Origin of the sequence: Pandoraea terrigena (assembly GCF_902459705.1) — a bacterium.
Lineage (GTDB): Bacteria > Pseudomonadota > Gammaproteobacteria > Burkholderiales > Burkholderiaceae > Pandoraea > Pandoraea terrigena.
In genome coordinates this window covers 1-20,003 of sequence record NZ_CABPRU010000017.1, presented here as the reverse complement: position 1 = coordinate 20,003, position 20,003 = coordinate 1, and the positions used below count along the sequence as shown (strand labels likewise).

General features: G+C 61.2%; 18 protein-coding genes, 1 tRNA gene and 1 pseudogene. 16 read left to right on the top strand and 4 right to left on the bottom strand.

Translation table 11 applies throughout. The annotated features are described in order from the left end of the window. The first annotated feature begins 21 nt into the window (after window positions 1–21). Window positions 22–1,326 (top strand): serine--tRNA ligase, encoded by a 1,305-nt coding sequence (serS, locus tag PTE31013_RS23345; protein ID WP_150615034.1) that lies wholly within the window; start codon window positions 22–24, stop codon window positions 1,324–1,326. A gap of 102 nt (window positions 1,327–1,428) precedes the next feature. Next, window positions 1,429–1,519, top strand: a tRNA-Ser gene (locus PTE31013_RS23340). Here PTE31013_RS23340 and PTE31013_RS23335 read toward each other — a convergent pair. Further along, window positions 1,480–1,881 (bottom strand): tyrosine-type recombinase/integrase, encoded by a 402-nt coding sequence (locus PTE31013_RS23335; RefSeq protein ID WP_174978697.1) that lies wholly within the window; start codon window positions 1,879–1,881, stop codon window positions 1,480–1,482. The two genes, PTE31013_RS23340 and PTE31013_RS23335, sit on opposite strands and share 40 nt — an antisense overlap. Window positions 1,882–2,565: 684 nt before the next feature. Between PTE31013_RS23335 and PTE31013_RS23330 the strand changes: the two genes are divergently transcribed. From PTE31013_RS23330 to PTE31013_RS23305, 6 genes are read left to right on the top strand one after another with little or no spacing between them, the layout of a single operon-like run. Next, window positions 2,566–3,735, top strand: a complete 1,170-nt coding sequence (locus PTE31013_RS23330; RefSeq protein WP_150615032.1) for an ABC transporter substrate-binding protein — start codon at window positions 2,566–2,568, stop codon at window positions 3,733–3,735. 49 nt (window positions 3,736–3,784) lie between these two features. Next, window positions 3,785–4,660, top strand: coding sequence for a branched-chain amino acid ABC transporter permease (locus PTE31013_RS23325; protein WP_150615031.1), 876 nt, complete (start codon window positions 3,785–3,787; stop codon window positions 4,658–4,660). 4 nt (window positions 4,661–4,664) lie between these two features. Continuing rightward, complete coding sequence (locus PTE31013_RS23320; protein ID WP_246174876.1) at window positions 4,665–5,558, top strand: branched-chain amino acid ABC transporter permease; 894 nt, start codon at window positions 4,665–4,667, stop codon at window positions 5,556–5,558. Between the two features lie 12 nt (window positions 5,559–5,570). After that, complete coding sequence (locus PTE31013_RS23315) at window positions 5,571–6,320, top strand: ABC transporter ATP-binding protein (protein WP_150615029.1); 750 nt, start codon at window positions 5,571–5,573, stop codon at window positions 6,318–6,320. Further along, a complete protein-coding gene (locus tag PTE31013_RS23310) occupies window positions 6,310–7,029 on the top strand; it encodes an ABC transporter ATP-binding protein (RefSeq protein WP_150615028.1) in 720 nt (239 codons plus the stop codon). The genes PTE31013_RS23315 and PTE31013_RS23310 overlap by 11 nt, the downstream gene beginning before the upstream one ends. Window positions 7,030–7,046: 17 nt before the next feature. Further along, window positions 7,047–8,339 carry an acetyl-CoA hydrolase/transferase family protein gene (locus PTE31013_RS23305; RefSeq protein WP_150615027.1) on the top strand — a complete coding sequence of 431 codons (1,293 nt, stop codon included), beginning with the start codon at window positions 7,047–7,049 and terminating at the stop codon, window positions 8,337–8,339. Between the two features lie 97 nt (window positions 8,340–8,436). Here the strand turns inward: PTE31013_RS23305 and PTE31013_RS23300 are convergent, their stop codons facing one another. The 3 genes from PTE31013_RS23300 to PTE31013_RS23290 all read right to left on the bottom strand — a co-directional run bounded on the left by PTE31013_RS23300 (window position 8,437) and on the right by PTE31013_RS23290 (window position 11,436). Next, the gene (locus PTE31013_RS23300; RefSeq protein WP_150615026.1) at window positions 8,437–9,234 is read right to left on the bottom strand and encodes an IclR family transcriptional regulator; all 798 of its coding nucleotides are present in this window, start codon (window positions 9,232–9,234) and stop codon (window positions 8,437–8,439) included. Then, window positions 9,231–10,067, bottom strand: coding sequence for an IclR family transcriptional regulator (locus PTE31013_RS23295; RefSeq protein WP_150615025.1), 837 nt, complete (start codon window positions 10,065–10,067; stop codon window positions 9,231–9,233). The genes PTE31013_RS23300 and PTE31013_RS23295 overlap by 4 nt, the downstream gene beginning before the upstream one ends. A gap of 217 nt (window positions 10,068–10,284) precedes the next feature. After that, the gene (locus tag PTE31013_RS23290; RefSeq protein ID WP_150615084.1) at window positions 10,285–11,436 is read right to left on the bottom strand and encodes an acyl-CoA dehydrogenase family protein; all 1,152 of its coding nucleotides are present in this window, start codon (window positions 11,434–11,436) and stop codon (window positions 10,285–10,287) included. 242 nt (window positions 11,437–11,678) lie between these two features. Between PTE31013_RS23290 and PTE31013_RS23285 the strand changes: the two genes are divergently transcribed. The 8 genes and pseudogenes from PTE31013_RS23285 to PTE31013_RS23250 form a co-directional block, all read left to right on the top strand. Next, window positions 11,679–12,554: a MaoC family dehydratase gene (locus tag PTE31013_RS23285; protein ID WP_150615024.1), complete on the top strand. Its 876-nt coding sequence runs from the start codon at window positions 11,679–11,681 to the stop codon at window positions 12,552–12,554. Window positions 12,555–12,579: 25 nt separating this feature from the next. Next, complete coding sequence (locus PTE31013_RS23280) at window positions 12,580–13,329, top strand: SDR family NAD(P)-dependent oxidoreductase (protein WP_150615023.1); 750 nt, start codon at window positions 12,580–12,582, stop codon at window positions 13,327–13,329. A 90-nt stretch (window positions 13,330–13,419) separates the two neighbouring features. After that, the gene (locus tag PTE31013_RS23275) at window positions 13,420–14,625 is read left to right on the top strand and encodes an acetyl-CoA C-acetyltransferase (protein WP_150615083.1); all 1,206 of its coding nucleotides are present in this window, start codon (window positions 13,420–13,422) and stop codon (window positions 14,623–14,625) included. Between the two features lie 15 nt (window positions 14,626–14,640). After that, entirely contained in the window at window positions 14,641–16,593 is a 1,953-nt protein-coding gene (locus tag PTE31013_RS23270; protein ID WP_150615022.1) for an AMP-binding protein, read from the top strand. A 12-nt stretch (window positions 16,594–16,605) separates the two neighbouring features. Then, window positions 16,606–17,433, top strand: coding sequence for an IclR family transcriptional regulator (locus PTE31013_RS23265; RefSeq protein ID WP_150615021.1), 828 nt, complete (start codon window positions 16,606–16,608; stop codon window positions 17,431–17,433). A gap of 35 nt (window positions 17,434–17,468) precedes the next feature. Then, window positions 17,469–18,650: a CaiB/BaiF CoA transferase family protein gene (locus PTE31013_RS23260; RefSeq protein WP_150615020.1), complete on the top strand. Its 1,182-nt coding sequence runs from the start codon at window positions 17,469–17,471 to the stop codon at window positions 18,648–18,650. A gap of 84 nt (window positions 18,651–18,734) precedes the next feature. After that, window positions 18,735–19,907 (top strand): acyl-CoA dehydrogenase family protein, encoded by a 1,173-nt coding sequence (locus PTE31013_RS23255; RefSeq protein WP_150615019.1) that lies wholly within the window; start codon window positions 18,735–18,737, stop codon window positions 19,905–19,907. A gap of 20 nt (window positions 19,908–19,927) precedes the next feature. Next, a pseudogene (locus PTE31013_RS23250) lies at window positions 19,928–20,003 on the top strand (electron transfer flavoprotein subunit beta/FixA family protein); the annotation flags it as partial.

The following is a 20,003-nucleotide window of genomic DNA, read 5'->3' as shown; positions in this document are numbered from 1 at the left end:
ACTAACGACAGACACCCCACCATGCTCGACATTCAACTTCTTCGCAAGGATCTCGACGGCGTTGCGGCGCGACTCAAGGCGCGCGGCTATACGCTGGACGTAGCGACGTTTGCCGCGCTCGAGGCGGAGCGCAAGCAGATCCAGACGCAAACCGAGGAGCTGCAAGCCCGCCGCAATGCGCTCTCGAAGCAGGTCGGCATGAAGAAGGGCAAGGGCGAAGACGCCTCGGCCGAGATCGCGGAAGTCGGCGGCATTGCCGACACGCTCAAGGCGTCGTCGGTGCGTCTTGAGGAGATTCAGGCGCGTTTGTCGGACCTGCTGCTGGGGGTGCCGAACCTGCCGCACGAGACGGTGCCTCTCGGTTCTGACGAGACACAGAACGTGGAAGTGCGCCGCTGGGGCACGCCGCGGGTGTTCGACTTCACGCCGCGCGACCACGTCGATCTGGGCGCGGCGCTGGGTCTGGACTTCGACGCGGCGGCGAAGCTTGCCGGTGCGCGCTTTTCGGTGATGAAGGGCGGCATTGCCCGTCTGCATCGTGCGTTGGCGCAGTTCATGCTCGATACGCACACGAGCGAGCATGGCTATACGGAAACGTATGTGCCGTACATCGTGAATGCGGCGTCGATGCGTGGCACGGGGCAGCTTCCGAAGTTTGAGGATGACCTGTTCAAGGTGCCGCGCAAGGTGGGTGGCGAGGATGGCGAGCGCATCGAGAACTTCTATCTGATTCCGACGGCGGAAGTGTCGCTCACGAATCTGGTGCGCGACGAATTGCTGGCGGGCGATGCATTGCCGCTGCGCATGGTGGCGCACACGCCGTGTTTCCGTTCGGAGGCCGGCAGCTATGGCAAGGACACGCGCGGCATGATTCGTCAGCATCAGTTCGACAAGGTCGAGTTGGTGCATGTGGTGCGTCCGGAGGCGTCATACGACACGCTGGAGATGCTGGTCGGGCATGCGGAAGCGATTTTGAAGAAGCTCGAGCTGCCCTTCCGTACGATAGTGCTGTGCACGGGCGACATGGGTTTCGGCAGCGCGAAGACGTACGACATGGAGGTGTGGATTCCGGCGCAGAACACATACCGGGAGATCTCGTCGTGTTCGAACATGGAGAGCTTCCAGGCACGTCGGATGCAGGCGCGTTTCCGTAATGCGCAGGGCAAGCCGGAGTTGGTGCATACGCTCAACGGTTCGGGTTTGGCCGTGGGACGTGCACTGGTCGCGGTGCTGGAAAACTATCAGAACGCCGACGGTTCGGTGACGGTGCCGGATGTGCTGCGTCCGTACATGGGCGGCATCGAGCGTCTCGCGCCGGCTGCGTAAAAAATTTCGGAAAAGGGGTTGGCGGCTGAAAAAATTCGGCTATAATCTCTTTCTCGCTGCCTGAGGCCACTCAGGTAGCGAGCCAAAGCAGAAAGAACGCTTGGAGAGGTGGCAGAGTGGTCGAATGCGCCGGACTCGAAATCCGGTGTACGGTTATACCGTACCGTGGGTTCGAATCCCACCCTCTCCGCCAAGCATCTGGCTTTGCAACGAAGTGCCCGCTAACACAGCGGGCATTTTTGTTTGTGCGGTGGGGACTTCTTGTCTGATCTTGTTCACCGCGCTTGCCAGCGAGTCGACGGCCAGGTGCGCAGACCGTTGCGTGCTGCGTGCATCCCGGTGCCCGAGGATGCGGCCAACCGTGAACAGGTCGACTCCAGCATTTACCAACGCACTCGTCGCACTATGCCGCAGGTCATGGAAGTGCAGATGCGGCATCTCCATTTCTCGTCGCGCTCGCTCGAATGCCCGTTGAGTTGTGATCTTGGGCGTTGCTTGCTTGAGACTTCGTGCGCAGGCCGCAATGCGAGGATGTATTGGCCCTAGACGCGGCATCCCGTTCTCGGTGTCCGCCAGCCAGAAAGCCTCGCCCCGTATCTCATCCCGAAGCGTCTCTCCAAGCCGCATTCCTGAATAGAACGCGATGCGTATCGCTTTGCGCGCTTCCGAGTGAGTGCAGGCCCTCGCGGGTCACAGGATCTGCTCTCAAGTGACGTAGTGTTGCCGTTCGTTCCCGACGCGTGGCATCACCACACGTGCCGACGGGTCTTCGTCCCCCATGTCGTGATGACGCCAAACGTAACGACATGTACTTGTCAGGTATCGGAGGCGGTTGCGAATGGTCGCAGGGGCCAAGCGGACTCTTTCTTCTGCATACCGACGGCAAACGTCTGCAAGGGTATCGATCGGTTTGCCGTTGTAATACTCGAACAGTACGGCAAGCTCCTGCGCCGTACCGCTTCCGCTCTTAAGTTCCGGAACGCGCTCGCCAGTGTAGATAGCCTGAATCGCCCCGGAATTGGACTGCCCCCCAGAGTTGGACGTTGCAGCGTTATTTTATTCCCGCTCGCATTCGATATTCCATGGGATTCAGCCTACTAAAGGCTGGCCGTCCACAGTGCCGGATCCCGTCCTTTCAAGGTACGGAACACATGTGAGATGTGAATTGACCTCGCGGTGCCCAAAACTATTCAATGTGTATCAAGAAAAAAGGTGGGGTTACCGTCTGAAGGAGACATCATGAAAAGCACGTTTCACCTGTCGGCAATGTTGAGGACCAGCACTGCAGTTGTCATGCTGGCAACCGTCGGTCTGGCTTCAGCGCAGACCATCAAGTTGGGTATGTCCATTCCGCTATCCGGGGCGGGGGCGAACTGGGGTAAAGGCTCGGAATGGCTCTGCGGCAAGGCAGCCGAGGAGATAAAAGATGCGGGCGGCGTGAACGTTCAGGGCAAGGTCTATAACTTCGAGTGCATCGGCTACGACAACAAGTACAACGCCGCTGATGGCGCCAAAGTCGCGCAGGCCCTTGTCGCACGTGACGGTGTGAAGTATGTGGCCGGGAGTATCGGCGTCGCTCCGGTGCGCGCACTGCAGTCGCTTACCGAGCGCAAGGATGTCCTGCTCTTCACTGCAGCCTGGGGCAACACCATCAAGGGACCGAAGTTCCCCCTCACGTTCTCGCAGATGAGTTCGCCGAACGAGATATCCGAGCCGATGGTGTCGTACATCAAGAAGCTTCATCCCAACATCAAGACGGTCGCGCTGCTCAATCCCAACGATGCTACCGGGCAGGAGGCGGAGAAGGTGGCCAAGGCGGCTTGGGAAAAGAATGGCGTGAAGGTGCTAATCAGCGACTGGTACGAACGAGGCACCAGCGAATTTCAGCCGGTTGCCGCTAAGATCAACGCAGCGAAAGCCGATGCGGTGGATCTCGTTTCCACACCGCCGGCCGATGCCGGCCTCGTTTTCAAGGAGTTGAAGTCGCTCGGATGGAGTGGCGTGAAGGTGGTGGAAGTGGGTACGGGAGCGGATGGCCTGTTGGCGACAGGCAAGGATGCTGTACAGGACACGTATCTTGGGGCCGCGGTCAGTCCGGAGGGCATGGATGCCCATCAGAAGGTGCTGAACGAGGGCGTCAAGAAGGCCACCGGCGAGACCATCAACGCTGTTCAGATCGGTTTCTATGACGCCGTGTGGGCCATCAAGGCCGCGATGGAGAGCGCACAGAGCATCGAGCCCGCGCAGGTGGCCAAGGTTATGCCGACGGTGAAATTCAAGTCTTTCTACGGCGAGACGGGTTTCGGTGGCAAGGCGATCTACGGTAGCGACCAGCAAATGCAGTTGCCCGTGATCATCACGAAGATCTCCGGCACGACGCTGCAAGAAGTCGGGCGCGTACGCAAATAAATCCGAATAGCGGATCCGGTATCAGCCGGGTCCGCAACGAGCCATCACCATGCAGGACAATCTACAACTGCTTTTCACCGCGCTGCAGATCAGCTCGGTCTATATCCTGTTTTCGTTGGGCCTCACGATCATCTTCGGCGTATTGAAGGTCGTGAACTTCGCCCACGGTCAGTTCTTCACCTTTGCCGCATTGGTGTTGTCACTGGCGCTGAATTGGCTGTCCCCGCGAATCGGCAACCCCTACGGCGTCTATCTGTTGGCGTCGGTAGCCGGGCTGGCGGCTTGTTTGATGGCGGGACTGGTGATCTACCAGTTCGGCTTCAAACGGCTTGAGCGCGACATGATCGGCTCGTTCATTCTGTCGTCCGGGCTGGTGCTGTTCGTCGAGGGCGTCATGCTCGAAGGCTTCGGCGGCGCCGTGCGTCCGGTGCCGGCACTGATCGACGGCGATGTCGAGATGCTGGGCCTTACGGTGTCGAGCCAGCGCCTCGTGCTGTTCATGTTCGCCATGGTGCTGACCGCCGTGATCATCACGCTGTTGAATCGCACCAAATTCGGCAAGGCACTCCGCGCGGTGTCGATCGATCACGAAGCCGCGATGCTGCAGGGCATTGCCTATCGCAAGATCGCGCTCTACGGCTTCCTGATTGCCACCGGCGTTGCCGCCGTCGCCGGGATGCTGATCGCGCCGATGGCCGCTGTTACGCCCACGCTTGGAGACTCCTATCTCGTTAAAGGGTTCATTGCCGTGGTGGTGGGCGGGATGGGCAGTATCGTCGGCGCCATCTTTGGCAGTGTACTGATCGCGCTCATCGAGTCGTTTATCGGCTTTTACTTCGATTCATCGGTAGCCAGCCTGACGATTTTCGTCATTGTGATGGTGGTGTTGCTGATCAAGCCACAGGGTTTTTTCGGAAATGACTAAGCACATGGATCTGGCAGGAATTCTGCTTAGTGCCGCCGTGCTGCTTTGCTGTACGGCGTTCGGCAGCGGCTACATGGGGAATCTGGCGGTGTGGATGAGCATTGCCGCCGTGATGGCGACCAGCCTGAGGTTCGTGCTGCTGATCGGCGAGTTGAACTTCGCCACGGCCGCGTTCTTCGGGCTCGGGGCGTATTTCACGGGATATGTCGTCACGCACACGGAGCTGCCATTCGTGGTGACGCTGTTGCTCGGTAGTCTGCTCGCGCTCGTGATAAGTGTGATATTCGGTTGCATCACCCTTCGAGTGCGCGGCCCGTACTTTCTGTTGGTGGGCTTCGCGTTCACCGAGGCGCTGCGCATTCTCTACACCCGCTCCGACGCACTGGGAGGCAATTCGGGAATGGTCGGCATTTTCCCGCCGGCCTGGCTCGATCCGTACTTCCCGTACTTTGCAACGGTTCTGTGTTTCGCACTGATCGTGGCGCTCCTTTTCATCGAACGCTCCCATCTCGGCAAAATATTTGTTGCTATCCGCGACAACGAGAATGTGGTGCGTAGTGTGGGCATCCGCGTCTTCGCGGCGAAAGTGCTGTGCTTTGCCATCGGCTCGGCTGTCGCTGGACTTGCCGGGGCGCTACATGCTTATGCCAACAACGTGATCAGTCCATTGGATTTCGGCTTCATGCTTTCCATATTCGCGTTGGCATACCTGAAGGTCGGCGGCGAAGACAGTCCGCTTGGGCCCATTGTCGGTGCCGTATTGCTCGTCGGCATTGCCAGCTACGCGCAAAGTCTGGGTGGCACCGAACACATCCTTTATGGCTTAGCGATCATCGTGTCGGTGCTGTTCATGCCCAAGGGGCTGGTGGGGCAGACGGCAATGGTCAAGAGGCCCTAAGGAGAGAGAGTCATGGACAATGAATCAACGCTGCTCACCGGGCAGCGTCTATCAAAGCAATTCAAAGGTCTGCTCGCGGTCTCGGGCGTAGATATCGAGATCGCCGAGGGCGAGATCGTGGGGCTGATCGGACCGAATGGTGCAGGTAAAAGCACCACGTTCAATTTGCTCTCCGGGTTTCTCAAGCCAACCGCAGGGCGCCTGACTATCCGCGGCGTGGACATGTCGGGTGCAGTGCCGGAGCAGGTCAGCAAACAGGGGCTGGTGCGCACCTTCCAGCACGGCAGCTATCTCCCTTCGATGACGGTTCACGACAACGTTCTGATCGGTTGTCTCGGCGGTATCCGCAGTGGTCGCGTCAAGACGGCCGATCGGCGCCGGAATATCGATGATGCCATTGGGCTGTTTGGCCTGGCCGGGCACGAGACAGACATCGCCAGGAATCTGCCTCACGGTCTGCAGCGACTGCTCAGTATGGCAATTGCCTTTGCTGCACGGCCGGCATTGATCTGCTTCGACGAGCCACTCACAGGTCTGAACCAGACCGAGGTGGCGGGCACACTCGATGTCTACCGGCAACTCACGTCCACTCACCGCATGTCCATCTTGCTGGTGGAGCACAACATGCGCGCGGTCATGAGCATTTGCGACCGGATCTACGTATTGCATCACGGCGAGATCATCTTTACCGGCACGCCTGACACCGTGAAGACGAGCGATGTCGTGTTGAAGGCCTATCTGGGGGAAGCCCATGACATCTGACAATTCGCTCGTCGTGCGCAATCTGTCGGTGCTCTACGGCGCGGTGCCGGCGATCACAGACGTCAGCCTTCAGATCGAGGAGGGCAGCATCGTGAGTCTCATCGGGGCCAACGGTGCGGGGAAGTCCACGCTGATCAAGGCGATTACTGGACTGGTCAAGGCCCGGGCGGGCGACATCGTCTATCGCTCGAAGGTGCTGACCAATCAGCAGCCCAACGACATTTTGGAGCATGGCATTGCGCTGGTACCCGAAGGCAGGCGGCTGTTCGGCAGCATGACTGTGCGCGAGAACCTCGAGATGGGGGCCTATCGGATCGACGACGCGAAAAAGAAGCGCGAGCTATTCGATAGGTGCCTTCACTATTTCCCGGATCTCGAAGTCAAGCTGCCCAGTCCGGCCAATTCGCTGAGTGGCGGGCAGCAACAAATGGTAGCGGTGGCGCGGGCGTTGATGAGCGCGCCGAGTGTGCTGTTGCTCGACGAGCCGACTATCGGTCTCGCGCCGGCTTTCGTGAATGTGATCAGCAGCGTTGTTCGTGACATCAACCGGCAGGGAGTGACCGTCCTTCTGGTCGAGCAAAATGCCGAAGTTGCGCTGCGCGTAAGTCGCTATAGCTACGTGCTCGAGTCGGGGGCAGTCGTCAAACACGGTCGTTCGGACATCTTTCTGCACGATCCGGACATCAAGAAGGCTTATCTGGGTTTGTGATGCCGCTGAACGACACCATGACCGTCACCGACGTGGATTCCACGGTCGATGGGCTGCAAAGCCTTCTACGGGCCGGCGATGCCCTCTGGTGGGGGCAGGCCACTGCAGAGCCGCTCACGTTGACCCGCACGTTGATCCGCCACCGTCGCACGTTGGCAAAGGGCGGCCGGCTGAAGGTATTCGTCGGCATTGGCGGCTCCGATACGCTGGAGCCGGCTCACGCTGATGTCATCGACTTCTTCGGCTATGCCGCGAGCGGTCCACATCGGGCACTGGCCAGTGCCGGCGTGCTTGACATCGTGCCGAGCCACTACTCGCACTTGCCGGGGCTGATACACACGGGCGTGCTTCCTGCCGACGTCGTGTTGTTGCAGGTGTCCCCTCCCGACGAAGCGGGGCGCTACAGTTTGGGGCTGGTCCACGAGTATCTGTGCGCTGCGCTGGAGAGCGCGCGAGTGGTGATTGGCGAGATCAATCCGCGGGTGCCTTGGACTCATGGAAGCGTGTCTCTGCGGGCTAGCGACTTCGATATGCTGATTGAGTCCAGACATGCCCCCCTGGACATCGAACATGCTGTACCCGGCCCCGTCGAAAAGGCCATCGCCAGCAACATTGCCGTACTGGTGCAAGACGGAGCGACACTCCAGGTCGGCATCGGCAAGATTCCAGAAGCAGTGCTCTCTGCGCTGTACGACCGGCGTGATCTGGGGCTCCATAGCGGCGCTGCGAGCGACGGCATTGCGCGGTTGGCCGAGGCCGGCGTGCTGACCAACTTGTGCAAGGGCCGCGATGTGGGGGTGGGTATCGCCGGCATCTTGTTGGGCGGGGAGCACCTGCGCCGGTGGGCGCATTGCAACCCGGCTCTGGCGTTGCGCGGCACGGACTACACTCACAGCCCGGAAGTGCTCGCTAGCCTGAATCAGCTCGTCGCGATCAACTCGGCCGTCGAAGTGGATCTGACGGGGCAGATCAATGCCGAGGTGGCGGGAGGCGTCTATATGGGCGCAGTGGGCGGTGCCGTCGATTTTCTGCGAGGCGCCGCGCGCAGCAAGGGCGGCTTGCCCATTGTGGCGTTACCCGCCGTGGCCAAGGGGGCGACGCGGATCGTTGCGCAATTGTCAGGGCCCGTCAGCACGCCACGAAGTGACGCCGGGCTGATCGTGACCGAATACGGGGTGGCGGACTTACGCGGTCAGCCGCTATCGCACCGAGTGCGACGAATGCTGGACATTGCGGCACCGTCGCATCGCGCTGATCTCGAGCGACAGGCACATGAGATGCTGCGCCACTGCGGCGCGATGATGGTCTGAGGGTATGACGGTATCCATCGCTACCGGGAGCGGGAGGAAAGGGGATCGCACCATTACCATTCGATCTGGCACCCCTCCCAGCCCAGATCATTTGCCGTTATAGGCAGTAACTGGAGTTCGCTAGTTGCGCCTGAAGGCGTTCGGCAGTCTCCGTGAGCGCAGGCGCGATATGTTCCCGAACGGACTTCAGATCCAGATCGACATCCGCTTTGCCACAGCTCATCGCCATGAGTGTTCTATTTTGGCCGAGACATACGGGCAGTGAAACGCCGTAGGTGTTGCGCTGAAATCCCGCGAGAACAGCACACGTTCCAGTAGTTTCCAATTCGCGGAACGATGCATGAATGGCACTCTCCAGCGCTTCCGCCTGCGGACCGGCCAGACGCTTGTGCTCCTCGATTAGCGATAGCTGCTCAGGTTCGGGCAATCCCCAAAGATAAGCGCGCCCGATCGATGTCGTACTCATGGGCAGCACCGACCCCACGCCGAGACGCAGGGTTGCCACCTTGCGGCTGACTCGGTAATCGACGTAGAGCATTTCGACCCCGTCCTGTATCCCGAGGGCCACGGAAACATCGAGGCGGTCGGCCAATTCCTGTAGCAGCGGTCTTGCCTCATTCAACAGATCGTTGGTGGCGAGGTACGCGTGACCGATACCCAGCGCGCCCGTCGACAATTCGAATCCTCGCTTGCCGGGTACCAACCTGAGAAACCCCGCTTGTACCAGTGTCGACGTTAGCCGGGAGACCGTCGCCTTGGGAAGCCCGGTGCGCAATACTAGTTCGGCGTTCGTCAGTGGCGCTCGATTCGAACGGAAGGCGCGTAGCACCTTCAGGCCGCGCTCTACGGTCATCAGGGTGGAGATGTCGCGGTCGCAATCGTTGGACGAGATCATGACAGGGCTCTCGAGTGTTGAATGTCCTGTGCCATACGCACCAGCGCCGGTCCGAGTTCATGCAAGCTGCGCTCGCGGCCGATGAGCATGGACGGTGCCATACAGCTCACGGCAAGCGGCGCTTCGCCGGGCAGTTGGATCGGCGCCGCCACCATGGTCATCGGTTGCCCGGACTTGCCGAGCGCGACACAGAATCCGCCGTGGCGAACCTGCCCGATGGCCTCGTACGAGCGATGCCGAAGATGTCCCCACGTCTCGCTCCATTCGCCCTCTGGTTGCTGCTCCGCACTTTGCAGCAGATAGTCGCGCTCTTCGTCGGGGAGACTGGCCAGAAGCGCCCAGCCGGCAGCGGAAGATGCGAGTGCCAGCCGCGTACCAATGGCGGGCTGAAGCGATTCGGGGATCGTGCTAGTGCAGCAACTGTCGATGACGACCAGGTCCAGACGATTGCGCGCGCAGAGATGAACATGTACGTGGTGACAATCTGCAAACGACCGCATGCGTTGATGCGCTGAATTACCGATCTCGCGAAGCTCGATTTGCGCTGCGGCGCGGTAGCCCAACGCCAACGCGGAAGACCCCAGCCGGAACCTGCGCTTGCTCGCATCGCAGCGCAGATACCCCAGTGCGACCAGCGTGCGCGTGAGGCGCGTCACGGTCGACGCGGGCAGGTGCGCCCTCGCGGCGAGATCACCGTTGCAAAGCCAGCGATCATCGGGCGTGAAGGCATTCAGGATGTCCAGCGCGCGGGCGAACGGCGTGACCACCGGCCGATCGGCGGCCGCCTTCACGCGGGGCGGGGTACCATCAAAGGGAGAAAATGAACGATGCATACCGTCACCTTAACGAAACACTTTCACCAAACCGACGTTCATTAGAGTGCAAAACGTCTGTCAGAGTCGATTGTGGTTTACGCGTTTCCTGTCAGGCCGGAACCGTCGCCACACGAAGCCGCTTCGCCTTTGAATCGACCGCTACTCCGGCGCCTGCGTGGCCGTAGCGGTCTTGGCCCTGCCGCGAAACGGCGATACGCCAGACTGCGGTGCGGGCCTATTTCGCCTCGCGAATCATGTTCCGGGCGATGACCAACTGTTGAATCTGCGTCGTGCCCTCGTAGATCCGGAAAAGGCGTACATCACGGTAAAAGCGTTCGATGCTGTACTCGGCCATGTAACCCGCCCCGCCGAAGATCTGTACCGCCCGGTCGGCGACACGGCCGCACATCTCAGAGGCGAAAAGCTTGGCGCACGAGGCCTCGGTACTCACGGGGAGCTTGGCGTCGCGCCTGCGGGCAGCGTCCAGCACCATGCTGCGCGCCGCGTAGATCTCGGCTTTGCTGTCGGCGAGCATGGCCTGTACGAGCTGGAACTCCGCGATGGACTTGCCGAACTGCTTGCGCTCCATGGCGTAGGACAGCGCCATCGACAGCATGCGTTCTGCGACCGCCACGCAAACGGCCGCGATGTGTATACGACCCTTGTCCAACACCTTCATCGCGGTCTTGAAGCCCTGCCCCTCTTTGCCGCCAATGAGGTTGGCTGCGGGCACTCGTACATTTTCAAAGATCACGTCGCACGTATGCGCCCCTTTCTGTCCCATTTTCTGATCGCGCTTTCCGAAGCTGATGCCGGGGGTTTGAGCGTCGACGATGAAGGCCGAGATGCCGCTTGCGCTCTTGTCCTCCGGATCGGTGCGGGCCATGAGCGTGAAGACGCTCGCATGCGGCGCATTGGTGATGAAGCGCTTGGTACCGTTGACGACATAGTCGTCACCCTCGCGGATCGCGGTCGTGCGCAACGAGGACGCATCGGAGCCTGCTTCGGGCTCGGTCAAGGCAAACGACGCGGTGAGTTCCCCAGTGGCCAGACGTGGGAGATACTTTTCCTGCTGTTCGGGAGTGCCGTCGAACAGAATGCCCTGCGAGCCAATGCCGACCGTGGTGCCAACCATCGAGCGAAATACGGGCGAGGCGCGGCACAGCTCGAACACCACGAGAACCTCCTCCTCCATGGTCAATTCCAGCCCGCCAAACGCCTCGGGAATGGTGAGGCCGAACAGCCCCATGGCTTTCATGTCGGCCACGATGTCATCGGGAATTTCATCGGTTTCCGCGACCTGTTCCTCATTGGGGATGAGGCGCTCACCTACGAAGCGTGCAATGGTGTCGAGTAGGCCGTTGAGGATTTCTTGATCGCGAATCATGTCGGTGTGCCGGGAAGCAAATGAGGATGCAGTGATCCTGCGCTGCGTGCCAACGCGAAGCAAACGGTTTGCACGGATTGTTCCGAATGTTGGAAATGGGATATCCAGCCCGGGATTTGTGGCGGGCTGCCCAACGGCGTACAGGCCTTTGCCAACGTACGGAACGACGCCCGCATATCCGTTGACGCGAAACCCCGCCGGTTTCATCGTGAGGGCTCGATTCAACCGCCGTCATTCTGGCCATGGCCATCAACCCGACCCACTTGTTAGCCCGTCAGTTCCCCCGCCTCGATCATGCGTATTCTCAGCGCGACACGCAGCTTTATGCGCTCGGTCTGGGGCTGGGAGAAGACCCGCTCGATCCGGCGCAGTTGCGTTACGTCTACGAGGGCAGAGACGGTGAGTCGCTGCGTGCCATGCCGACGATGGCGAACGTGATGGCGTATCCGGGCTTCTGGGCGCGCGAACCCGATACCGGCATCACGTGGCAGAAGATCGTGCATGCCGAGCAGGAAATTCGCCTCAACGCACCGCTTCCGGTCAGCGGCACGGTCACTGGGGCAACTCGCATTACCGGCCTCTGGGACAGGGGGCATGACAAAGGCGCCTTTTTGCAGCAGACCCGGGAAATCACCGATGCCGGTACTGGCCGGCCATTGGCGACGGTCGTGCAACTGAGCTTGTTGCGTGGTGACGGCGGTTTCGGCGACGGCGGCAGCGATGGTGTGCCACCGGCGCCTCACGCCATGCCCGACGGCGAGCCCGATCATGTGTGCGAGCTCTCGACGCCGGCACAACTGGCGCTGATCTACCGACTAAGCGGTGATCTGAACCCGTTGCATGCCGATCCGGCGGTGGCTGCCGCGGCAGGATTCGCGCGTCCCATCCTGCATGGTATGGCTCTGATGGGCGTGGCGGCACATGCGGTGCTTCGCGCCGTGATCGATTACGACGACTCGCGCTTTGCTGGCATGCGTGTGCGATTCACCGGGCCAGTGTGGCCCGGCGATACGCTACGCACGCAGATGTGGGTGCGCGGCGCGGAAGTGTCGCTGCGGGTGACGGCGGTGGAGCGCAACGTCGTCGTACTGAATCACGCGCGGGTAGATCTGCGCTGACACCGAATTTTTTCAGGAGACACCGATGGATCTGGGTTTGACTGGCAAGGTCGCGATTGTGACCGGCTCGGCGCGCGGGCTTGGCGCAGCGACGGCGCGACGGCTCGCGCAGGAGGGCGCGAAGGTCGTGATCACCGATATCAATGCCGACATGGCGCAGGCCACCACTGCCGCGTTGCAGCGCGAAGGCCTGAGCGCACATTGCATCGCGGGGGATATTACCCGAGCGGCCGATGTGCAACGCCTCGTCGACGAGACCGTGGCGCACTTCGGCGGCGTACATATTCTGGTGAACAACGCCGGCGCGCCCCGCGATAAGTATCTGGTGAAAATGAGCGAGGACGACTGGGACTTTGTCATCACTGTCATGCTCAAGGGGGCGTTTCTGGCGGCAAAATCTGTTATGCCGCACTTCATCGATCAGGGGTGGGGCCGATTGATCAACATCAGCTCGCGCGCCTATCTGGGCAATCCCACCCAGGCTAACTATTCGGCGGCGAAGGCGGGGCTGATTGGCATGGCCCGCGCGTTGTCGATGGAGGAGGGGCGTTACGGTGTCACTGCGAATTGTGTTGCCCCCGGCTTCATGGAAACGGAAATGGTACAGGCGCTGCCGGCCTACGAAACTATCAAGGAACGTGCGGTCGCCGCGCAGCCTATCAAGCGCGCGGGCCGTCCGGACGATATCGCCGACGCTGTCGCATTCCTCGCCAGCGAACGTGCTGGCTTCATCAGTGGCGAAGTGCTGCATGTGACAGGGGGCCGCTACGGCTGACATAACTTCTACGTGACAAGATGGGAGTTGCCCGCGCCAGGGGGCTGGCGATGGCAGCAGATTTGCTATGAAGATCAAAAGGTCATGGAAATGAAACGAGCAGCCATCGTATCTGCGTTACGCACCCCTGTGGGGGCTTTCGGTGGAGCATTGAGGGGCGTTCCCGTCGAGGAACTTGGCGCGACCGTAGCGCGGGCCATCGTCGCGCGTACCGGACTGGACCCGGCGCTCATCGATGATGTGGTCTTCGCCCAGAGTTACGCGAGCGGGGAGACGCCTTGCACCGGGCGCTGGGTTGCGCTGCAGGCGGGGTTTCCGATCGAGGTCGCGGGCATGCAACTCGATCGTCGCTGCGGCAGTGGTGTGCAGGCCGTTGCGACCGCAGCGATGATGGTGCAGACCGGCGCCGCAGACGTGGTGATGGCCGGTGGCGTCGAGAGCATGAGCAATGTCGAGTACTACACGACCGATATGCGCTGGGGCAAGCGGGCCGGTTCAGTCACCTTCCACGACCGGCTCGACCGTGGCCGGGAGCGCTCACAGCCGGAGAGTCGCTTCGGCCGCATAAGCGGCATGATCGAGACTGCCGAAACGTTGGCCCGCGAGTACGATATTTCGCGTGATGCTTCCGATCGCTTTGCGGCACGCAGCCAGCAACGCGCGGCGTCGGCGCAGCGCGCCGGACACTTCGATGCCGAAATCGTGCCGGTAAGCGTTGCGCAGCGCAAGGGCGATGCGCTGATTGTCATGCAGGACGAAGGTGTGCGCGGTGAGACAACGCCGGAGAGCCTGGCCCGGTTGCGTGCGCTGACGAACGGTGGCGTGGTGACGGCGGGCAATGCGTGTCAGCAGAACGACGCGGCCGCCGGCTGCTTGGTCGTGGCGGAGGACAAGCTCGACGAGCTGGGGTTGGAGCCTATGGGCTGGCTGGTGGGATGGGCGGCCGCCGGCTGCGATCCGGCGCGCATGGGTATCGGTCCCGTGCCTGCGGTGCAGAAGCTGTTCGCGCGCACAGGCCTGACATTCGATCAGATGGATCTGATCGAGCTCAATGAAGCCTTCGCATGCCAGGCGCTTGCCTGTGTCAAGGGCTGGGGCAGTTCGATGGAAGCGCTGGAGGACCGGCTCAACGTGAATGGCTCGGGCATTTCGCTGGGGCACCCGGTGGGGGCAACCGGTGTGCGCATCATGAGCACATTGTTGCATGAGATGCAGCGTCGCCGTGTTCGTTACGGCCTCGAGACCATGTGTATTGGCGGCGGACAGGGTATCGCCATGATTCTGGAGCGCGCGTAAGGCGAAAGAAAGACTATGAGTCATCCTGAATTCAACACCGTGTGGCAGCCCGGCGCACGAGAATTGCAAAACTCCGGCGTCGAGAAATTGGTGCGTGCGCTGGATGTGCCCTCGTATGAGGCACTACTGTATGTGTCGATCACCGAGCCTGAACGTTACTGGAATGTCGTGATGCGCGAGTGCGCGTTCGTCTGGGACGAACCGCCCCGGGACTACGTGGATTTGACGCGCGGCCCACAGTTTCCGAGCTGGTTTCCCGGCGGCCGGCTGAACTGGGTCAACACCATTTATGCGTGGGGAAAGCATCCGGCTACGGCGCAACAGAAGGCTGTGGTGGGCGAGAGCGAGGACGGGAGTGTCGACACGCTCACATATACCGAGTTGGCGCAACGTGTGCATGCCTTCGCGGCTGGCCTGGCGCAGCACGGACTCAGGCAGGGCGACCGTATCGGTCTGTTGATGGAGAACGGTGTCGGCGCCACAATTTCGCTGCTGGCGATCGTCCATCTGGGGGCTGTGGTCGTACCGTTGTTCAGCGGCTTCGGCGTCGATGCTATCGTCGCGCGCTTGTCGGCGGCACAGGCACGAATGGTCATTGCCTCCACGGGGTTTTTGCGCCGCGCCAAGCGCGTGAACGTGCAGGGCGCAGTGCGAGATGCGTGGGTGCAATTGCCGCTGTTGGAACACGTCATCTGGAAGCGCAGCGAAGCGGACACTTCTCAGGATGCCAGAGACCTTGACTGGCAGGCCGTTGCCACGTCGGGTGAGGGACGAGTCATTGCGCCCGTCTCGGTCACACCCGACACCCCGTTCATGGTGATTTACACCTCGGGAACCACGGGAACGCCCAAGGGTGTTGTCCACACGCATGGCAGTTTTCCCATCAAGATTGCGCACGATTCATTGATCCATTTCGACGTGCAACCCGGCGACGTCTATTGCTGGCCGGCCGATATGGGCTGGATCGCAGGCACACTGGTGTTGGGGTGCGCATTGTTGCGCGGCGCAACACTGGTGTGCTACGACGGAGCCCCGGATTATCCCGACTGGTCGCGCATGTCGCGCGTGGTCGAACGTCACAGGATCACGCACTTCGGCTCGGCGCCCACGCTCATTCGAGGTATGGCGGGCCATGAAGACCTTGCGCTGGCCGGCAACCGATCGACCGTTCGCCTGCTCATCACCGCAGGTGAGGGTATCGCACCCGAACACTTCAACTGGTTCCACCATCGCTTCGGTGGTGGCACTGCGCCCGTCATCAATTACACGGGCGGCACCGAGGTATCGGGCGCGTTGCTGTCGAGCGTGCCTATCCGGCCGATACCGCCCAGCGGCTTCAATACGGTATCGCCCGGTGTGGCCGTCGACGTGGTTGATCCGTCGGGCAACAGCGTGACCGGCGAGGTGGGCGAACTGGCGATACGCGCCCCCTTCGTTGGGATGACGCACTCATTTTGGCGTGACGACGAGCGTTATCTCGAAACGTACTGGCAGACCATTCCCGGCATCTGGGTGCATGGCGATCTGGCGTTGCGCACGATCGACGGCAATTACTTCATGATGGGACGCTCCGACGATACCCTCAAGGTCGCCGGCAAGCGGCTGGGGCCGGCGGAGGTCGAAGAGGTCGTGCTGGAACTCGCCGAGGTGGCCGAAGCGGCAGCTATCGGTGTGGCAGATGCCGACAAAGGTCAAAAGCTTGTGGTGTTCGTCGTGCGCACGTCGAACCCTGTTCTGACCATTCCCGAACTGGAAGCGGCCGTGTTGGCGCACGTGGACAAACGTCTCGGCCGTCCGTTCCGGCCGGGTCGTGTTCATGTCGTCGGCCAACTGCCGAAGACGCGCAGTTCCAAGATCATGCGGCGGGTGATCCGCAACGTGTATTGCGGTCAACCGCCGGGGGACCTGTCGGCACTGGACAATCCCGCCGCGCTCGACGAAGTTCGCGCCGCTGCACCGATTGCCTGAGCCCACTCGGCCATGACGACCTCTCGCGCCGACATCAACGCCCCCGTCGAGAGGCCGCATGCGTTGCTCAAACGGGGGTTGGCGGTTGTCTCACCGGTCGAGCGCGCGCTCGTACTGCTTTCCGCTTTCTCGCCGCAAGAGCGCTGGTTTGGCAATGGCCAACTAGCACTGCGCACCGGGCTGCCGCCGTCGACCGTGGCGCGCATCGCTCAGTCGCTCGTCCACCTGGGCTACCTGATTCGCGACAGCGTGGAGCGCAAGTACCGGCTCTCGCCGGCGGTACTCGGTCTGGGCTACGCCGCCATCGCCCATTCGGCGCTCCAGTCGTTGGCGGGGGAGCGAATGGCCGCCTTCGCGCACCAGCAAAGGGTGCATGTGGGACTGGCCATGCGTGATCGTCTGGATCTCGTGGTGCTGGAATGCCGGCGGGGCCTTGAGTCGCGGGTGGCGTTGCCGTTGCACGTTGGGATGCGGGTGGGCATTGTGCAGTCACCTATGGGGTGGTCGCTGCTGGCAGCCTTACCAGAGCTGGAGCGTAGTTATCTGCTGGAGAACGTGCAGCGGCATATGACGCGAGATTGGGCGCCCCTACGCCGCCGGCTATTGGAGGGGATCGCCCAGATTGGCGAGAAGGGATATTGCACGGCCATTGGCGAATGGGAGCCGGAACTCGGCGTAATCGCCGCCCCCGTGCGACTTGAGGGCAACGCGCCCTTCGTGTTGACCTGCATTGGCGGTAGTCAGGCGATGAGCCGGGCGCGCGTGGAGCGCGAGCTGGGGCCCAGTCTGCTGGTCATGGCGCAAGAACTGCAATCGGAATTCAACACAATCGGTACCTGACGCGATGTCGGATCGATGCAAAAGTGAAAGAGAAAATGAGAGTACTCGAAGGCATCAAGGTGCTTGATTTCGGACGTTTCATCGCCGGGCCTTTCTGTTCGGCGTTGCTGGCCGATTACGGTGCAGACGTCATTCGCATCGACCGCACTGGCGGTGGCGAAGACCGCCACATCATGCCGGTGACGGCGCAGGGCGAGGGGGCGCTGTTCTTGCAGGTCAATCGCAACAAGCGCTCGATGACGCTGGATCTGGACTCACCCGAGGGCCGTGACATCGTACGCAAGCTCGTGGCCGGAGCCGACGTTGTGATCGCCAATGTGCCCCCGCGTACGTTGAGGAATCTCGGACTGGACTACGACAGCCTGTGCAGCATCAAACCGGACATCATCCTTGTGGCGTCCAGCGCGTTCGGCAGCAGCGAGTCGGTGCGGGATCGCGTGGGGTTCGACGGTGTCGGGCAGGCGTTGAGCGGTGCTGTCCATATCGCGGGAACGCCGGATCATCCACAAAAGGCGATGGTGCCTGTGGTTGATTTTGGCACGGCCCTCTCCTGTGCCCTGGGGGTCATGCTTGCCCTTTACGAACGCCAGCGCAGCGGTATGGGGCAGGAGGTCAGTGCTTCGCTGCTGTGCACCGGATTGAACATGGCCAGCGGCGCGCTCATCGAGGAGGCGCTGCTCGGACTTGATCGGGAGGCGATGCGCAACCGTGCGCCGACGTACGCGCCCTCAGACATCTTCAAGGCGCGCAATGGGTGGTTCATCACGCAGGTGATCGGCCGCCCGATGTTCAAGCGCTGGACCGACCTGGTGGGCCGCCCCGAACTGCTGGACGATCCCCGTTTTGCCGACGATACCTTGAGAGGAGAGAATGGCGCCTTTCTGAGTGAGGTCATGAGCCAATGGTGCGCGGACAAGACGCTGGCCGAAGCGCAGGATTTCCTGGAGAAGGCGCGCATCCCTGCAGGTCCAGTCAATTCGCCTCGTCAGGCGCTGCAGGATGAAATCATCAAGACGGCCGACGTGATTCATTGGATCGATTACCCGGGGGCGCCGACGAAGGTGCCGCTCATTGCCGCGCCCGTGTCGCTATCGCGCACGCCGCCGGAGATTCACACCAGGCCGCCGCTCACCGGAGAGCATACCGACGAAATTCTGGCGGGCATCGGCCTCGACGCGAAGGCCATTACCGATCTGAGGGCCCGGAAAATCATCTAGTTGAATCCGAGTGCGTCGAACCTCGCACCCTTTCCGGACGCCGCCGATTACGCCGACATCGAACCCACTGACTGGACTGAGTTTATGAGCACTTCAATTTTTTCTGCTCCCGACCAATATCAGGAAATCCGCGACGCCGTTCGCGCCCTGTGCCACACCTTTCCTGCCGAGTACCATCGAAAGATCGATGAAACCCGCGGCTACCCTGAAGAATTCGTCAACGCGTTGACCAAGGCTGGTTGGCTGGCTGCGCTGATTCCACAGGAATATGGCGGGCCGGGCCTCTCGATGGCGGAAGCCTCCGTCATCATGGAGGAGATCAATCGCTCCGGGGGAAACTCGGGCGCCTGCCATGGCCAGATGTACGTGATGAACACCATTGTGTTCAGTGGTACCGAGGCGCAGAAGCAACGCTATCTTCCCCGCATTGCGGCAGGCGAATTGCGCGTGCAGTCGATGGGGGTGACCGAGCCGACGACAGGCAGCGATACGACGAAGCTCAAGACCACGGCGGTGAAGAAGGGCGGGCGATGGGTCGTCAACGGCCAGAAAGTCTGGATTTCGCGCGTGCAGCACAGCGACCTGCTGATCCTGCTGGCGCGTACCACGCCGATAGATCAGGTGCAGAAGAAGAGTGACGGTCTTTCGTGCTTCATCGTCGAATTGGACAAGGCCATCGGTCGTGGCCTGACGGTACGTCCCATTCTCAACATGGTCAATCATGAGACGAACGAGCTGTTCTTCGACAACGTCGAACTGCCGGAGGACGCGCTGTTGGGCGCCGAAGGAAAGGGGCTGAAGGTGATCTTCGACGGCCTGATCGCCGAGCGAACGCTGATTGCGGCCGAGTGCATCGGGGATGGCTACTGGTTCCTCGAGAAAGCGCGCGACTATGCCAACGAGCGCAAAGTCTTCGGTCGCCCGATCGGTCAGAACCAGGGGATTCAGTTTCCGCTCGCCGAGTGCTTCATCGAACTGGAAGCCGCGAATCTCATGCGCTGGCGCGCCTGCGAGAGGATCGATGCGCGACAGAACGCCGGAGTGGAAGCCAACATGGCCAAGTACCTTGCCGCCAAAGCCAGTTGGCAAGCCGCCAATACCTGTCTGCAAACGCATGGTGGGTTTGGCTTTGCCTGCGAATACGACATCGAGCGCAAGTTCCGCGAGACGCGTCTGTATCAAGTCGCGCCTATTTCGACCAACATGGTTCTGGGACATGTCGCTGAGCACGTGCTGCAGTTGCCCCGATCCTATTGATTCCTGAAGGATGTCCTGACATGAAGATCCTGGTACCGGTCAAACGGGTAGTGGATTACAACGTAAAGGTTCGCGTGAAGAGCGACGGCAGTGGCG

What these genes read in the sequence shown, in the direction of transcription:
- serS (WP_150615034.1), top strand. Translation starts at nt 22, where the DNA reads ATGCTCGACATTCAACTTCTTCGCAAGGATCTCGACGGCGTTGCGGCG.
- PTE31013_RS23335 (WP_174978697.1), bottom strand. Translation starts at nt 1,881, where the DNA reads ATGCCGCGTCTAGGGCCAATACATCCTCGCATTGCGGCCTGCGCACGA.
- PTE31013_RS23330 (WP_150615032.1), top strand. Translation starts at nt 2,566, where the DNA reads ATGAAAAGCACGTTTCACCTGTCGGCAATGTTGAGGACCAGCACTGCA.
- PTE31013_RS23325 (WP_150615031.1), top strand. Translation starts at nt 3,785, where the DNA reads ATGCAGGACAATCTACAACTGCTTTTCACCGCGCTGCAGATCAGCTCG.
- PTE31013_RS23320 (WP_246174876.1), top strand. Translation starts at nt 4,665, where the DNA reads ATGGATCTGGCAGGAATTCTGCTTAGTGCCGCCGTGCTGCTTTGCTGT.
- PTE31013_RS23315 (WP_150615029.1), top strand. Translation starts at nt 5,571, where the DNA reads ATGGACAATGAATCAACGCTGCTCACCGGGCAGCGTCTATCAAAGCAA.
- PTE31013_RS23310 (WP_150615028.1), top strand. Translation starts at nt 6,310, where the DNA reads ATGACATCTGACAATTCGCTCGTCGTGCGCAATCTGTCGGTGCTCTAC.
- PTE31013_RS23305 (WP_150615027.1), top strand. Translation starts at nt 7,047, where the DNA reads ATGACCGTCACCGACGTGGATTCCACGGTCGATGGGCTGCAAAGCCTT.
- PTE31013_RS23300 (WP_150615026.1), bottom strand. Translation starts at nt 9,234, where the DNA reads ATGATCTCGTCCAACGATTGCGACCGCGACATCTCCACCCTGATGACC.
- PTE31013_RS23295 (WP_150615025.1), bottom strand. Translation starts at nt 10,067, where the DNA reads ATGCATCGTTCATTTTCTCCCTTTGATGGTACCCCGCCCCGCGTGAAG.
- PTE31013_RS23290 (WP_150615084.1), bottom strand. Translation starts at nt 11,436, where the DNA reads ATGATTCGCGATCAAGAAATCCTCAACGGCCTACTCGACACCATTGCA.
- PTE31013_RS23285 (WP_150615024.1), top strand. Translation starts at nt 11,679, where the DNA reads ATGGCCATCAACCCGACCCACTTGTTAGCCCGTCAGTTCCCCCGCCTC.
- PTE31013_RS23280 (WP_150615023.1), top strand. Translation starts at nt 12,580, where the DNA reads ATGGATCTGGGTTTGACTGGCAAGGTCGCGATTGTGACCGGCTCGGCG.
- PTE31013_RS23275 (WP_150615083.1), top strand. Translation starts at nt 13,420, where the DNA reads ATGAAACGAGCAGCCATCGTATCTGCGTTACGCACCCCTGTGGGGGCT.
- PTE31013_RS23270 (WP_150615022.1), top strand. Translation starts at nt 14,641, where the DNA reads ATGAGTCATCCTGAATTCAACACCGTGTGGCAGCCCGGCGCACGAGAA.
- PTE31013_RS23265 (WP_150615021.1), top strand. Translation starts at nt 16,606, where the DNA reads ATGACGACCTCTCGCGCCGACATCAACGCCCCCGTCGAGAGGCCGCAT.
- PTE31013_RS23260 (WP_150615020.1), top strand. Translation starts at nt 17,469, where the DNA reads ATGAGAGTACTCGAAGGCATCAAGGTGCTTGATTTCGGACGTTTCATC.
- PTE31013_RS23255 (WP_150615019.1), top strand. Translation starts at nt 18,735, where the DNA reads ATGAGCACTTCAATTTTTTCTGCTCCCGACCAATATCAGGAAATCCGC.